The sequence below is a fragment of the Rathayibacter sp. Leaf299 genome (genome assembly GCF_001423055.1).
Classification (GTDB): Bacteria; Actinomycetota; Actinomycetes; order Actinomycetales; family Microbacteriaceae; genus Rathayibacter; species Rathayibacter caricis.
Genome location: NZ_LMNT01000001.1, coordinates 875,324 through 889,688, shown reverse-complemented (window position 1 = coordinate 889,688; position 14,365 = coordinate 875,324). Strand labels below are relative to the sequence as shown.

The window sequence follows — 14,365 nt, the reverse complement described above, 5'->3', positions numbered from 1 at the left end:
CGCGAGGGACCTCGCCGGGCTCCTGCCGCCGTCGCGATCAGGACCCGACGAGGTCCCTCCGTGTTCGCCCGGACGTCGCCGCGACGCCCGACGAGCCGCCCTACACTGGCGGAATGCAGCCGAAAGAACGCGCCCTCCGGGTGATCTCCTACAACCTCCGGGAGCACCGAGCGCACGTCGAGATCGCTCCGCTCGCCGCCCGCCACGACGTCGACGTCCTGTGCCTGCAGGAGTGCGACACCACGAAGCTCCCGCAGGAGCTGGGCGACCTGCGCCTCGCGACCGTCACCGCCCGCAACCGTCTCGGCCTCGCGATCTACTACTCGCACGCCCGCTTCGAGCTGGCCGGCAGTGCCGCCTTCGAGCTCAGCAAGTCGATGCACGACCGCGTCATGTCCCCCGCTCACGAGCGCCTGCTCGCCGTCCGGCTGACCGATGAGCAGGGCGGATCGATCGCCGTCTCGTCGTTCCACGCGGCCCCCCTCTCGGCCGGCAACGCGCTGCGCCGGAAGCAGATCGACGAGGCACTGAACCGGCTGCGCGAGTACGCGCCGGACACCCCTTCGCTCATGGTCGGCGACTACAACTACCCCTGGTTCTTCCGCGGACTCGACCGCAAGATGACGCGGAACGGCTACCTGGTGTCGCGGAGCGACTCCCCGACCTACGCCCGCTACCGGTACTTCAGCGGGCACTTCGACTTCGCGATCAGCGACTCCATCCGCATCGAGCGGGTGTCGACCCTGCCGCAGGGGCTCTCGGACCACCTCCCCGTCCTGGTCGACGCGCACTACTCCGCGGCCGACGCCTGAAGCCCCGCGAGCAGGATCCTGCGCGTCCCGCCCGCACCCACCTCCCGCTCGGGTGACGCTCGGTAGGCTCAGGGGGTGACGACCCTGATCCTCGCCCGGCACGGAGAGACCGTCTGGCACTCCGAGAACCGCTTCGCGGGCTCCTCCGACATCGCCCTCACTCCTCGCGGACAGGACCAGGCGGCGACGCTCGCCTCCTGGGCCGTCGACGCCGACCTCGAGGCGGTGTACTCGTCCACGCTCGTGCGAGCGGTCCGCACGGCGGTCCCGGCCGCCCGCGCGGCGCACCTCGAGGTTCATCCGGACCCCGCTCTCGTCGAGGTCGACTTCGGCCAGGGCGAGGGCCTGACGACGGCCGAGATGGAGAAGCGCTTCCCCGACGCCTACCGCGCGTGGGTCGCCGCTCCGGCGATCCAGCCGATGCCCGGCGGGGAGTCGGGGCTCGACGCGGTCGCCCGCGCCAACGCCTCGCTCGCCCGGATCCACCGCGACCACCCCGAGGGCCGCGTGCTCGTCGTCGCGCACGGCACGCTCATCCGCCTGCTCCTGTGCGCCTACCTCGGCATCAACCCCGAGACGTACCGCCACACGTTCCCCGTCGTCGACAACGTGTCGCTGACGACGCTGCGCTGGGACGCGACGGGCATCGGCCTGCTCGGCTACAACGTCCCTCCCGTGCAGAAGCAGCGGCGCTCGAGCTGAACGACGTGCGCGAGGCGCCGCGCCGCTCCGGTGGCGCCGGCTCGATCGGCCTCGTGCTGGGCGCGGTGGCGAGCGTGCAGCTCGGCGCGTCCTTCGCCGTCCTGCTCTTCCCGGCCGCGGGCCCGATCGGCACGGTCACCCTCCGCCTCGTCTTCTCGGCGCTCGTGCTGCTCGTCGTCTGCCGCCCGAGGCTGCGCGGCTACACGCGGGCCGACTGGGGCACCGTCCTGGTCTACGGGCTCGCCCTCGGCGGGATGAACGCCTGCTACTACGAGGCCATCGCCCGCATCCCGCAGGGCGCCGCCGTCACCCTCGAGGTCCTCGGCCCGCTGACCCTCTCGGTGATCGCCGGCCGGAGCCTGCTCAGCCTGCTCTGGGCTGGCCTCGCCCTGGCCGGGGTCGTCACGCTCTCGCAGGGCGGGTTCGGCTCGCTCGACCCGGTCGGCGTCGCGTTCGCCCTCGGCGCCGCGGCGCTCTGGGCGACCTACATCGTCTTCGCCGAGCGGACGGGCGGGCGCTTCCCCCACCTCGACGGGCTGGCGCTGGCCCTGGCCGCCGGAGCGGTCGTCTCGCTGCCGTTCGGCATCGCGACGGCGGGGCCCGCGCTGATCCTGCCGCCCGTGCTGCTGCTGGGCTTCGCGGTCGCGGTGCTCTCCTCCGCGGTGCCGTACGCGCTGGAGCTGCTCGCGCTGCGGCGCCTGCGCTCGTCGACCTTCTCGATCCTGATGTCGCTCGCTCCGGGTGCGGCCGCCCTGTCGGGCTTCCTCGTGCTCGGCCAGCGGCTCACGGTGGTCGAGGCGATCGGCATCGGCCTGGTCGTCGCCGCGAGCGTCGGCGCCGTCCGCTCCGCCTCCCGCTGACGGGCGGATCGGAGCGACCCCCTCCGTTCGCGGTGATGTTTCGTTAGGCTAACTATGTGCCTTACGATCCCACCACCACCGCCCTCGCCGGGGAGCTCCGCATCGCGGTCGCGCGCCTGGGCCGCCGACTCCGCCAGGAGAAGGGGCGGCACGAGCTCAGCGACGCGCAGCTGAGCGTGCTCGCCCTGCTCGAGCGCGAGGGCCCGCGCACCCTCGGCGAGCTGGCCGAGGTGGAGCGCGTGCGCCCGCCCTCGATGTCGCGCACGGTCGCCTGCCTCGTGGACGACGGGCTCGCCGAGCGCCTGGGCGACCCGGCCGACGGGCGCATCGTCCGACTCCGCCCCACCGAGGCGGGATCCGCGCTCGTGCACGAGGTGCGCCGCAGCCGCGACGCGTGGCTCGTGGCCGGGCTCCGCGAGCTCTCCCCTGCTCAGCAGTCCCTGCTGCGCGATGCCGCCGCCCTCCTCCGCGAGGTGGCGGAGCGATGAGTGCGATGTTCCGCTCGATGGCGGTGCCGAACTACCGCATCTGGTTCGCCGGGGCGACGGTCTCGAACATCGGCACCTGGATGCAGCGCACCGCCCAGGACTGGATCGTCATCAACGACCTGACCGACCACGACGCGACCGCGCTGGGCGTCACCATGGCGCTGCAGTTCGGACCGCAGCTGCTGATGGTCCCCTTCTCGGGTTTCATCGCCGACCGCTTCGACCGGCGGCGGCTGCTCATGGCGACCCAGGGCGCGATGGGGGTGCTCGGGCTCGGCCTGGGCCTGCTCGTCGTCACCGGGGTCGTCCAGCTCTGGATGGTCTACGTCTTCGCGCTGCTGCTCGGCTTCGCCGCGGCGATCGACGCACCCGTGCGGCAGACCTTCGTCTCGGCGCTCGTCGAGGAGAAGGACCTCTCGAACGCGGTCTCCCTCAACTCCGCCTCGTTCAACTCCGCCCGGATGATCGGGCCGGCCCTCGCGGGCGTCCTCATCTCTGCGGTCGGGTCGGGCTGGGTGTTCCTGCTCAACGCCGCGAGCTTCCTCGCCGTGCTGCTCTCGCTGCGCTTCCTGCACCGAGACCAGCTCCGCTCCGCTCCTCGCGCCACCCGGGGCCCGGGCGCGCTGCTGGAGGGGTTCCGCTACGTGTCGCGGCGGCCGGACATCATCGTGGTGCTGATCATCGTGTTCCTGATCGGCACCTTCGGCCTGAACTTCCCGATCTTCGCCTCGACGATGGCGACCGTGGAGTTCGACATGGGTGCGAGCGAGTTCGGCCTGCTGTCCTCGGCGATCGCGGTCGGCTCGGTGATCGGCGCCCTGCTCTCGGCCCGCCGCGACCGGCCCCGGCTGCGGCTGATCGTCGGAGCCGCCTTCGCGTTCGGCGTCGCCCTCGCGCTCTCGGGTCTCATGCCGACCGCGTGGTCCTTCGCGATCGTCCTGCCGCTGGTCGGCGTCGCCGCGCAGACGCTGATGACCTCGGCCAACGGCTTCGTGCAGCTCTCGACCGCCCCCGAGATGCGCGGCCGCGTGATGGCGCTCTACATGGCGATCTTCGTCGGAGGCACGCCGATCGGCGCTCCGCTCATCGGAGCCGTGGCGAACGGCCTCGGCCCGCGCTGGGCGATCGCGGTGGGCGCCGCCTCCGGGCTCGCCGCGGCGGCCGTCGGGCTCGGCTTCCACCTGCGGATGCGCCGCAGCGCAGTACCTCCGGCTCGCGAGAACACCTCCGGCTCGCAGGAACCGGACGATCCTGCGAGCCGAACGGGATCCGACGAGCCCGAGGTCGGCTCCGCCCTCAGGCCTCGCGCGTGATCTCGACCCGCACGAACAGCTTCGACGAGTGCGGGCCCGCGTACACGCCCCGCAGCGGGGCGATGTCGTTGTAGTCGCGACCGCGGCCGACGATGACGTGCCGGTCTCCGATGTCGATCAGGTTCGTCGGGTCGTAGCCGCGCCACGCTCCTCCGCAGAACCACTCGACCCAGGCGTGCGACTCCCCCGTCACCGTCTCGCCGATCTCGGCGTTCGGCTTGGGGTGGAGGTAGCCCGAGACGTAGCGGGCGGGGATGCCGACCGCGCGCAGCGCCCCGAGGACGATGTGCGTGATGTCCTGGCAGACGCCCTTGCGCGCCGTCCACGACTCCGTCGCCGTCGAGTGCACGCCGGTCACGCCCTGCTTGTAGGTCATCTCGCGGCCGATGCGCTCGGCGATCGCGAGCGCCGCCTCGCACGGACCCGCCGACTCGTCCGCGAGCGAGCGTGCGAGCTCGACGAGATCCTCCGGAGGCGCGGTGCGGACGGTCTGCTTCGACTGCTCCACGTACTCGGTGAGCGTCTCGACCTGCTCGGCGAGCTGCTCCCAGCCGTACGGGTGCTCGGGATGCGCCTTCGGGCGCACCTCGACCAGCGACGTCGCCGTGAGCGAGAGCTCCTGGTGTGCGTCGAGCACGTCGAACGAGGACACCCGGGTGCCCCAGTAGTCGGTGTACGTGTGCGCCGAGGTGACCGGCCGGATGTCGAGGTTCGAGAACAGCACGAGCTGCCCGTCCGAGGACGCCGGCAGCATCCTCGCCTCGTTGTAGGACGCCACGACGTCTCCCCGGTAGGTGAAGCCCGTGGTGTGCTTGATGCGCAGCCTGCTCACAGCGCCTCCCCGATCCAGCTCGGCATGACGTTGGTGGGGAAGTAGCGCTGCCGGATCGCCTCGGACGCGGCCGAGGTCGCCTCCTGCACCCCGTCCATGTGCCGCGGGAGATCCTCGAGGATCTCGGCGATCGGCCGGTACTCCAGCTCGCTCCGGATCTGACCCAGTACGCGCTGGGCGTCGCCGGTGTGCCCGACGCGGCCGGTGCGCGGCTCGATGTCGCGCATGCACATCTCGGCGCGCGAGATCGAGAAGAGGATCGACCGCGGGAAGAGCCGGTCGAGCAGGAGGAACTCCGCCGCGTTGCGCGCGCTCGGCACGCCGCGGTAGGTGCGGAGGTAGGCCTCGTACGCCCCGCAGGAACGGAGGATCGTGGTCCACGACGGGCCGCTCGCCTCGGTCAGCGACCGGGTCGCGAGCAGTCGCGCCGTCATGTCGGCCCGCTCGATCGAGCGGCCCAGCGTGAAGAACTGCCAGGCCTCGTCGCGCGAGGTCGCCGACTCGATGATGCCGACGGCCAGCGCCGAGCGCTCGCGCACCCAGCTGAAGAACTCCGACACCCGCTCGCCCGACACGCGGCGCGGCATCCGGGTGCGGGTCGTGTTCAGGCACTCCCACAGCTCCGTCGACACGATCTCGCGGGCGCGGCGGGCGTTCTCGCGGGCGGCGCCGAGCGAGTAGGCGATGGAGGCGGGGTTGGTGCGGTCGATCGCGAGGATCGTCAGCACGTCCGCCCGCGTGATCTCGCGCATGTCGTCGGGCGGGGTCGACCCCATCACCGACAGCAGCGAGCGGCACGCGGTGTCCTCGTCGATCCACGGATCCTCCAGCAGGAGCTGGAGGTGGACGTCGAGGATGCGCGCGGTGCCGTCCGACCGCTCGATGTAGCGGCCGATCCAGAAGAGGGACTCGGCGATCCGGGAGAGCATCAGTCCTCCTCCCCCGCGTCGCGACCCTGCTGCTGCTGCTGCTCCTGGTCGGAGTTCGGGGCGTCGTGCGGCGAGTGGTCGGGGGTGTGGTTGAGCGGGTAGACGATCGGGATCGAGCTGGTGACCGCGGCCTGCTCGGCGACGAGGCCCTGGATGTCGTGCGCGTCGGGCTCGCGGTCGCGCTGCGACTCCAGGCCCACCACCCAGGTGTCCTTCGAGCCGCCGCCCTGCGACGAGTTCACGACGAGCTGGCCCTCGGGCAGCGCCACGCGGGTGAGGCCTCCGGGCAGCACCCAGACGTCGGTGCCGTCGTTGACCGCGAAGGGGCGGAGGTCGGCGTGACGCGGGCGCATCCCGTCGTCGACGAGGGTCGGGATGGTCGACAGCTGCACGACCGGCTGCGCGATCCAGCCGCGAGGGTCGGCCTGCAGCCGTGAGCGCAGCTCGGCCAGCTCCTTGGCGGAGGCGTCGGGGCCGACGACCAGGCCCTTGCCGCCGGAGCCGTCGACCGGCTTCACGACGAGCTCGTCGAGGCGGTCGAGGACCTCCTCGAGCGCGCCCGGATCCTCCAGGCGCCAGGTGTCGACGTTCTTGATCACCGCGTCCTCGCCGAGGTAGTAGCGGATGAGGTCGGGCATGTAGGTGTAGACGAGCTTGTCGTCCGCGACTCCGTTGCCCACCGCGTTGGCGATGGTGACGGTGCCCAGGCGGGCGGCGAGCATGAGCCCGGGCGAGCCGAGCATCGAGTCGGCGCGGAACTGCAGCGGGTCGAGGAACTCGTCGTCGACGCGGCGGTAGATCACGTCGACGCGGGTCGGGCCCGAGGTGGTGCGCATGAACACCTTGCCGCCGGTGCAGAACAGGTCGCGGCCCTCGACGAGCTCGACGCCCATCAGCCGCGCGAGCAGCGTGTGCTCGAAGTAGGCGGAGTTGTAGACACCGGGGGTCAGGACGACCACGGTCGGGTCGTCGACGCCCTCGGGCGCCGACGCGCGCAGCGCCTGCAGCAGCTTGTTGGGGTAGTCGCCGACGGGGCGGACGCGCATCGAGACGAACAGCTCGGGCAGGGTCTGCGCCATCACGCGCCGGTTCGAGATGACGTACGAGACGCCGGAGGGGACGCGGACGTTGTCCTCGAGGACCCGCCAGCCGCCGACCTCGTCGCGGATGAGGTCGATGCCCGAGACCTGGATGCGCACGCCGTTGGCCGACACGATGCCGGCCGCCTGGCGGTGGAAGTGGCTGGAGCTCGAGATGAGCCCGGCCGGGATCACCCCGTCCTTGACCGCGTTCTGCGGACCGTAGACATCGGCGAGGAACGCCTCGAGTGCACGGACGCGCTGCTTGATGCCGCTCTGGACCTCGTTCCACTCGGCGCGCTCGATCACGCGCGGCACCGCGTCGAGCGGGAACGGCCGCTCCTCGCCGGCGAAGTCGAACGTGACGCCCTGCGCGAGGTAGGAGGAGGCGAGCGCGTCGGTGCGACCGCGCAGCTCCTCCTGCGTCATCCGCGCGAGCGAGGAGTAGATGTCGCGGTACGCCGAGCGGACCCCGTCGGGGCCCTTCGTCGCGGCGACATCAGCGAACATCTCGTCCCAGGGCGGGGCGCCGGCACGGCGGCGCTCGACCTTCTGGGACCCGTAGCCGTCGAAGAGGTCACCCATGGCACGACTCTAGTCCGGGGCGTATTGCGGGGATGTTTCGCGGGGTTCCGCGCAGAGGTGGGCGGCTCGTCGCCCGGTGGCGCCGGCAGAACCTCAGCTGAGCGAGGGAAGCGTCGATCGACCGTCGATGTACCCCCTCCGCAGCTGACGGTGCGCTGCGGTGCTCTAGTCCAGGCCGCGTCGGCGCCGCTGCGGGACGGTCCAGAGGTGCTCACGCCTCCGGATCAGAGTCAGGAGTGCATCCTCGGTCCGCGGCCAGTCGTCCAGGATCTGGTGGTTGTCGAGCCGGATGCAGAGGTACTCCTGGCGAGCGAGCTCGAGGTCGCGGCGGCGGTCCTCGCTACACTGCTCGCGGGTGCCGTGGTAGCGGAAGCCGTCGCTCTCGAGGACGAGCCGATCGCCGATGACCTCGTCGACGCGACCCACACGAGGGATCGGCACCTGGGTGCGCACCCGCACGTTCCGCCTGCGCAGACTCAACCGGGTCTTCGTCTCGAGTCCCGACTGACTCCCTCCGTTGACCCGATCGAAGAGCACCCGCTTCCCGGGAGGTGCGAGGGGCGGGAGTGCGGCGAGCTCCTCCATCGTCAGCAGCCCGCTGTTCAGCGCGGAGTCGATCGTCTCGATCGCGTCGTCCTCGCGCACGCAGGTCACCAGATGCAGGATCGCCGCGCCGATGCCGTCCTGCGACGCCGAACGCCGCCCCTGGCCGGGCCACTGCCGCCACTGGCCCAGGTCGCCTCGTCGGAGCTCGTGCACGGACGAGGTCCCGAGAGCGACGTGCAGCGCGGGCCGCTCGACGCTCCAGAGGCCCAGGTGCTGCAGAAGCGACACGCAGGTCAGGACTCCGCCCGCCCGCACCGCGGCCAGCTCGATCGGCGGCACGGTCGGGCGGGCGTACCAGCCGCGCCGGACGCGGACGAGCACGCCCGCGTCGAGAGCACGCTGGACCGCGAGGCGGGGGATCCTCTCGGAGGAGAGCGTGCGAGCGCTGCAGAAGCCGCTGCCGGCGCGAAGGAGGGACACCAGTTCCTGCATTCCACGACCGTGGCACGGCCGCTCACCCGCCGGAGTGCTCGGACGCCTCCCCGTGGAGAGAGCGCGGCCGCGGCAGCCTGGGGAGGACGCGTCACCGGCTCGCGCGCAGCGCCTCGTTCATCGCGCGGACCGTGCGGAAGCCCGAGCGCCGGGCGATCTCGAGCCGGTCCGGTCCGTCGCGGCGCGGTCCGTGCAGCTCGCGCTGCTGGCGGGCGAGACGCGCCCGCGCGGCGCGGATCTCGGCCGACGGAGTTTCCCCGTGACCTGCGAAGGCCCGGTGCAGATGGCGCTCCGACACGAGGAGGCGGGCTGCGAGCGCGGCGACGGTGAGGTCCGGATCCGCCGCCTCCTTCGCGATCAGCTCCAGCGCCTCGCTCCGCAGCGCATCCTCGGGGGACAGCACGGCGTCCCCGCGTCGCAGGGACGGGAGGCCCGACAGGAGGTTCTCGACCGCCAACCGGAACGACGCGAAGCCGGCGTCCTCGGGGCTCAGAGTCGAGGACAGCGCGCTGATCGCTGTCGCGACCAGGACCTCCCTGAACGCGGACCCCTCCGTCGCGACCGACTCGACCCGGTGCCGTGCGATGTCGGGCGGCCAGAGCCCGTGCCGCGAGCGGATCTCGATGCGGGCGCTCGCCACGGCCGCGTCGAGCGTCCACGATCCGCTCGAGGGGAGAAGAGCGACTCCGCCCGGCTCGAGGACCACGGTCTCGTTCCCGGCCGACAGCGAGACCACCCCGTCGACCTGGATGACCGTCTCGCTGCGGGCCGCAGCACGAGGGCCGACCGCGCGCCCGACCCGCGCCGGGGTGTGCCAGACGCGCAGCAGCTCGAACGGCCCGTCGATCAGCCGGTCGGCGAAGAGGTGGAAGGCGCCGCGGGGCTCGCACCAGAGGCCGCGACCCCGCAGCCAGGCGACGGCGTCCTCGTCGCGGAGGGCGACCGCGCGCTCGGCGAGCGCGTCCGGGCGCCCTCGGGGACCGCTCCGCTGCTCTGGCACGGGCTCCATGAGAGCGCACCCCGGACGTTTCCGCATGCGCCTGCGCGAATCGGACCGCGTTCTCGACGCGTTCCTGACGCAACCTCACGTCGAGCGCAGGATCACGACCCCCTCCACCGACGATCGATCCGCAGCACCTCTCCGGTGCCCACCTCGATCTCGAAGGACTCCCATGACCGAGAACACCCCCGGCCGCATCCACCGCCGCACCGTCGTCGCCGGCGCAGCCTGGACCATCCCCGTCGTCGCGACCGCGATCGGCGCACCGCTCGCCGCGGCATCCGGAGGCGAACCGACCCTCGCCTTCACCAACGGCCCGTACGCGGTCGCCGCCTGCGGCACCCTCACGGACGTCGTCATCAGGGCGACGGCCGATGGCACGAAGCCCGTCACCTCGGGCACTCCCATCACCGTGACCCTCCTCAGCGGCCTGAAGTGGTCCGACGGCAGCACCGGCACGAAGACCCTCTTCACCGACGGCAACGGCCAGGTCGTGCTCAGCGGAGTGAAGGCGAGCGGCACGAACGGCACGCGCACGATCACCGCCTCCGCGAACGGCCTGCAGACCTCCGCACCTGTGACTGCGAGCGGGGCGACCAGCCTGATCACGGTGTCCAACGGCAGCAACTACAACGTCTCGCTCCCGCCCCTGCCCGCCGGCGTCACCGCGCAGGACCTCCAGTACACGCTCAACAACGGCGGCAAGCGCACCCTGTGGGTCCTCGGAAGCGACGGAAAGGCGTACATCAACGTCGACGGAGCAGCGACCTGGCAGACCAACACCGCCGGCACCGCCACCCTCATCGCCACCGCGAACGACGGCACCGGAACCGCCGCCGTTCTCGAGAGCAGCGGCCTCATCACCGTGACCAACGGCAGCAACTACAACGTGGCACTGCCGCCCCTCCCCGCCGGGGTCACCGCGCAGGATCTCCAGTACACGCTCAACAACGGAGGCAAGCGCACCCTCTGGGTCCTCGGTAGCGACGGCAAGGCGTACATCAACGTCGACGGCGAGCCGACCTGGCAGACCAACACCGCGGGCACTGCCACCACCATCGCCGTGGCCAACGGAGGCACCGGGACCGCGGCGGTCCTCGAGAGCAGCGGCCTCATCACCGTGACCAACGGCAGCAACTACAACGTCTCGCTCCCGCCCCTGCCCGCCGGCGTCACGGCGGAGGACCTCCAGTACACCGTCAACAACGCCAACAAGCGCACCCTCTGGGTCCTCGGCAGCGACGGCAAGGCGTACATCAACGTCGACGGCGAGCCCACCTGGCAGACCAACACCGCCGGCACCGCCACCCTCGTCGCGCTCGCCGAGCAGGGCACCGGGACCGCGGCGGTCCTCGAGAGCAGCGGCCTCATCACCGTGACCAACGGCAGCAACTACAACGTCTCGCTCCCGCCCCTCCCTGCAGGCGTCACCGCGCAGGACCTCCAGTACACGATCAACAATGCCAACAAGCGCACCCTCTGGGTCCTCGGAAGCGACGGGAAGGCGTACATCAACGTCGACGGCGAGCCCACCTGGCAGACCAACACCGCCGGCACCGCCACCACCATCGCCACCGCGAACGACGGCACCGGAACCGCGGCGATCGCGGAGCAGCAGGCCTGCTGACGCGACATCCGTCGCTCCCCCGCGGCAGGGCGGCGTCCGGACTCAATCCCGCCTGACGCACCCGCTGAGCACGGCTCCGGTGCACCTCGCGTCGGGCCGTGCTCAGCGGGTCCACCCCGCGACGAGGAGCGTCTCCTCCAGACGTCCTCCCCCACGGAGCCACTGCCGTCGACGTGCAGACCACCGACCAGCCCGACGGATCGATGGTCGTCACCGTCCTGGGCAGCGACGGACGGGTCCACCAGAGGAACAGCGCCGCCGACGGCACCACCTTCCCCGCCACCTGGAACAGCTACGCCACGCCAGGCGTCACCGACATCGCAATTTCCCCGGTCAGCGCCGACACCCGCATCGGCGAACCAGTGCCGACGACTCCGCACCAGCCGCGATAGGCGACGGCCGGGAACTGGCGACCGCCTGAGCGCGATCACCCGCGCGAGGCCCGGGTCACGAGCGATCGCAGCCCGGGCCTCTCCTCGTCAATTCGTCCGGCGGAGTGCCCGGCGCATCGCCGTCGCGTTCGCGAAGCCCGCCAGACGCGCCCGCTCCTCGGCTGTCAGCCCACGCCCCACGGCGCCCTCGGAGTAGCTGCGCGCCACGGCTGCACGCGCCGCGCGGATCTCGAGCGCGGGGCTCGACCCGGCGGCCGAGAAAACGCGGTGCACGTACCGCTCCGAGATGCGCAGCTCCTGCGCCAGCCGCTCGATCGTGAACTCCGGGTCACGGGCGCGCTCCGCGATCACCTCCATCGCGCGGCGCTGCAGCGCCAGCTCCCGAAGCGAGAACCGCTCACGCCCCGCCCCCTCGAGCCCCGCCGAGACGATCGCGACGGCGAGGTGCGAGAAGGCCAGCCGCAACGCCGGCAGACCCTGCGACCGCAGGTCCACGTCCGTGTTCAGGACGGCGTTCGCCGCCGAGACCAGCGCCGCGCGGAATGACACCGGCACGTCCGCGAGGACCACGTGCGCGCCGATGAGCTCCCGAAGCGGACCCGGGATCATCCCGGACTCCAGCGCGATCTCGAACCGCGCGATCGACGGATCGGGCGTGGTGACCTCCACCGCCCCTTCCCCGAGGACGAGCACGGCACCGGGTGCGAGTTCCGAGCGCGCTCGTCCTCCCTCCGCGACGACGAACGTCCGTCCTTCGACGGGCACGACCACGCGCGTCGACCCCACCGCGCCCGTCATCTCGACCACGGCCGCCGTGTGCCAGAGCCGTGCCAGCCGGAACCCGTCGCCCGTGAGCTCGTCGGTCACCAGACTCACGTCGGCACGATCGGTCACCGATGACCCGCGCGCCTCGAGCCACCCGATCGCTGCCGCACCGCGGAGCGACACCCCGCGCCGGAGCGCCGGCTCTCGCGACGGGTCGACGGTCATGCAGGTCTCCTCGCTCCGCGCTCCGGATCGGCGACGGCGGCCGGATCGCCGCCCTTCGCCACCACCCAACTCGATCGCACCGTCGCCAGGCGGCGGAGCGACACATCCCGCACAGATCACGGACATCGCGCGCACGACTCCCCGCTCACGGCCGTCGCAGCTCCACCCCTCGGACAGCATCGGACCCGCCGTCGACCCCGGCGCACCTCCCGGCCGATCTGCTCGGCCCCGACGAGAAGAGCACCCATGAACGACACCTCCTCGACCGAACGCTCCCCCGGCGTCGAGCGACGCACGCTGGTCGCCGGCGCCGCCTGGACCATCCCCGTCGTCGCAACCGCGATCGGCGCACCGCTCGCCGCGGCATCCGGAGGCGAACCGACCCTCGCCTTCACCAACGGCCCGTACGCGGTCCCCGCCTGCGGCACCCTCACGGACGTCGTCATCACGGCGACGACCGACGGCACGAAGCCCGTCCCCTCGAACACTCCCGTCGCCGTGAACCTCCCCAGCGGCCTGAAGTGGTCCGACGGCAGCACCGGCTCGAAGACCCTCTTCACCGACGGCAACGGCCAGGTCGTGCTGTCCGGCGTCCGCTCGACCATCGGCAACCGCACCGTTCAGATCACCGCGACGTCCGGCACGACGAGCGCCACGGCCCCGGTCTCGGTCGCCGCAGGTGCGGGCGACGGCATCGTCTACTACAACTACAGGACCAAGGTCAACACCGCTGTCGCCGACTCGGCCGACGCGGTGAAGATCGTCGCCGACACGTCGACGGGGTTCCTCGTTTGGCAGGACGCCGACGGCGACATCCACAACGGGCTCGGCGACGTGATCGTCACCGGCGCGGACACGGGCACCGGGCTGCTCGCCATGAACAGCGGTGGTCCGAACGGCGACCAGCCGCTCATCTGGTACAAGAAGGCCGACGGCGTCCACTACTACAACTACCGGACCAAGGTCGACACGCTCCGGCCGAACTCGACGAACGCGGCGACGATCGTCGCGAACACCGCGAACGGCTACCTCATCTGGCAGGACGCCAACGGCGACATCCGCAACGGCAACGGTGACCTGCTCATCCCGGGCGCACAGGCGGACCCCGACCTGCTCGCGCTCAACGACTTCCAGGACCAGCCGCTGATCTGGTACAAGAAGGCCGACGGCGTCCACCAGTACAACTACCGGACCAAGGTCGACACGCTCCGACCGAACTCGACGAGCGCGATCAAGATCCTCGCCGACACGGCCTCCCAGTTCCTCGTCTGGCAGGACGCGAACGGCGACATCCGCAACGGCAACGGCGACCTGATCATCACCGGCGCGGAGACGGGCAGCGGACTGCTCGCGATGAACCGCGGCGGCGCGACCGGCGAGGACCCGCTCATCTGGTACAAGAAGGCCGATGGAATCCACTACTACAACTACCGGACCAAGGTCGACACGCTCCGACCGAACTCGACGAACGCCGCCACGATCATCGCCGACACCGCCACCGGATTCCTCGTCTGGCAGGACACGAACGGCGACATCCGCAACGGCAATGGAGACCTCATCCTCACGGGGACCAACACCGGCGCCGAACTGGTCGCGATGAACAGCGGCGGTCCGAACGGCGACCAGCCGCTCATCTGGTACAAGAAGGCCCAGCCCTGCGCCTGATCCGGTGAGTGCCGCCTGATCGGGCGGTGCTGCGCGGCGATCGGCCGGCGAGG

Annotated in this window: 14 protein-coding genes; 8 read left to right on the top strand and 6 right to left on the bottom strand. The window is 71.5% G+C overall.

Annotated elements, in window-relative coordinates; translation table 11 throughout:
* The first annotated feature begins 113 nt into the window (after positions 1–113).
* The 5 genes from ASF48_RS04070 to ASF48_RS04050 all read left to right on the top strand — a co-directional run bounded on the left by ASF48_RS04070 (position 114) and on the right by ASF48_RS04050 (position 4,175).
* The gene (locus ASF48_RS04070; protein ID WP_055786805.1) at positions 114–812 is read left to right on the top strand and encodes an endonuclease/exonuclease/phosphatase family protein; all 699 of its coding nucleotides are present in this window, start codon (positions 114–116) and stop codon (positions 810–812) included.
* 75 nt (positions 813–887) lie between these two features.
* Positions 888–1,514: a histidine phosphatase family protein gene (locus ASF48_RS04065; RefSeq protein WP_055786801.1), complete on the top strand. Its 627-nt coding sequence runs from the start codon at positions 888–890 to the stop codon at positions 1,512–1,514.
* Positions 1,515–1,519: 5 nt separating this feature from the next.
* A complete protein-coding gene (locus ASF48_RS04060; RefSeq protein ID WP_200930964.1) occupies positions 1,520–2,374 on the top strand; it encodes an EamA family transporter in 855 nt (284 codons plus the stop codon).
* Positions 2,375–2,430: 56 nt separating this feature from the next.
* Positions 2,431–2,862 (top strand): MarR family winged helix-turn-helix transcriptional regulator, encoded by a 432-nt coding sequence (locus ASF48_RS04055; protein ID WP_055786797.1) that lies wholly within the window; start codon positions 2,431–2,433, stop codon positions 2,860–2,862.
* The gene (locus ASF48_RS04050; RefSeq protein ID WP_082480968.1) at positions 2,859–4,175 is read left to right on the top strand and encodes an MFS transporter; all 1,317 of its coding nucleotides are present in this window, start codon (positions 2,859–2,861) and stop codon (positions 4,173–4,175) included. The genes ASF48_RS04055 and ASF48_RS04050 overlap by 4 nt, the downstream gene beginning before the upstream one ends.
* On the opposite strand, the gene ASF48_RS04045 is transcribed toward ASF48_RS04050, so the two are convergent.
* From ASF48_RS04045 to ASF48_RS04025, 5 genes are all read right to left on the bottom strand, one after another.
* Positions 4,159–5,007, bottom strand: coding sequence for a transglutaminase family protein (locus ASF48_RS04045; protein WP_055786795.1), 849 nt, complete (start codon positions 5,005–5,007; stop codon positions 4,159–4,161). The two genes, ASF48_RS04050 and ASF48_RS04045, sit on opposite strands and share 17 nt — an antisense overlap.
* Positions 5,004–5,936, bottom strand: coding sequence for an alpha-E domain-containing protein (locus ASF48_RS04040; protein WP_055786784.1), 933 nt, complete (start codon positions 5,934–5,936; stop codon positions 5,004–5,006). The genes ASF48_RS04045 and ASF48_RS04040 overlap by 4 nt, the downstream gene beginning before the upstream one ends.
* The gene (locus ASF48_RS04035) at positions 5,936–7,600 is read right to left on the bottom strand and encodes a circularly permuted type 2 ATP-grasp protein (RefSeq protein WP_055786782.1); all 1,665 of its coding nucleotides are present in this window, start codon (positions 7,598–7,600) and stop codon (positions 5,936–5,938) included. The genes ASF48_RS04040 and ASF48_RS04035 overlap by 1 nt, the downstream gene beginning before the upstream one ends.
* Positions 7,601–7,765: 165 nt before the next feature.
* A complete protein-coding gene (locus ASF48_RS04030; RefSeq protein WP_055786779.1) occupies positions 7,766–8,626 on the bottom strand; it encodes a DUF559 domain-containing protein in 861 nt (286 codons plus the stop codon).
* A 103-nt stretch (positions 8,627–8,729) separates the two neighbouring features.
* Entirely contained in the window at positions 8,730–9,638 is a 909-nt protein-coding gene (locus tag ASF48_RS04025) for a hypothetical protein (RefSeq protein WP_157603041.1), read from the bottom strand.
* Between the two features lie 172 nt (positions 9,639–9,810).
* On the opposite strand from ASF48_RS04025, the gene ASF48_RS04020 reads away from it, so the two are divergent.
* Both ASF48_RS04020 and ASF48_RS04015 read left to right on the top strand, forming a co-directional pair.
* A complete protein-coding gene (locus ASF48_RS04020) occupies positions 9,811–11,265 on the top strand; it encodes a hypothetical protein (protein WP_055786773.1) in 1,455 nt (484 codons plus the stop codon).
* Between the two features lie 173 nt (positions 11,266–11,438).
* Positions 11,439–11,657, top strand: coding sequence for a hypothetical protein (locus tag ASF48_RS04015; protein WP_055786770.1), 219 nt, complete (start codon positions 11,439–11,441; stop codon positions 11,655–11,657).
* 87 nt (positions 11,658–11,744) lie between these two features.
* Here ASF48_RS04015 and ASF48_RS04010 read toward each other — a convergent pair whose 3' ends face one another.
* On the bottom strand, positions 11,745–12,533 hold the full coding sequence (locus ASF48_RS04010) for a hypothetical protein (protein WP_157603040.1): 789 nt from the start codon (positions 12,531–12,533) through the stop codon (positions 11,745–11,747).
* Between the two features lie 360 nt (positions 12,534–12,893).
* Here ASF48_RS04010 and ASF48_RS04005 point away from each other — a divergent pair, with 360 nt between their 5' ends.
* The gene (locus tag ASF48_RS04005; protein ID WP_055786765.1) at positions 12,894–14,312 is read left to right on the top strand and encodes a hypothetical protein; all 1,419 of its coding nucleotides are present in this window, start codon (positions 12,894–12,896) and stop codon (positions 14,310–14,312) included.
* Positions 14,313–14,365 lie beyond the last annotated feature (53 nt).